Genomic DNA, 268 nt, shown 5'->3' with positions numbered 1-268 from the left:
CTGTAAAAGCAGCCACCTCTTCTTCAACTGCTACATTCCCAGCTTTTGTCGAATCTTTGATAGCTGTCATTAGGTCACTCATATTTTTACCCGGATCTCTGTTATCAAAAATATACTTTGAAATCATATAACCGGCAGCATAATCTAAGTCGTCACCATTCCAAGATGCTCCATTTAATAATTGCGTTGCACGTGTTACAAAGGGATTGATTTTTGTGGAATCAGCAGCATTTTCTCCTAATACTCGCTTTAAGCGTTCATCTGCCCC

Annotated in this window: 1 protein-coding gene; it reads right to left on the bottom strand. The window is 39.6% G+C overall.

Annotation, left to right across the window (positions count from 1 at the left end):
• On the bottom strand, nt 1-268 hold a 268-nt coding region (locus R0J88_RS20545; protein WP_410900959.1), incomplete at both ends, for a hypothetical protein.

The sequence above is a fragment of the Pseudoalteromonas sp. SIMBA_162 genome, assembly GCF_046535955.1.
GTDB lineage: Bacteria > Pseudomonadota > Gammaproteobacteria > Enterobacterales > Alteromonadaceae > Pseudoalteromonas > Pseudoalteromonas marina.
Note: the sequence above shows the minus strand (reverse complement) of the source record. Positions and strands in the feature narration are given on the sequence as shown.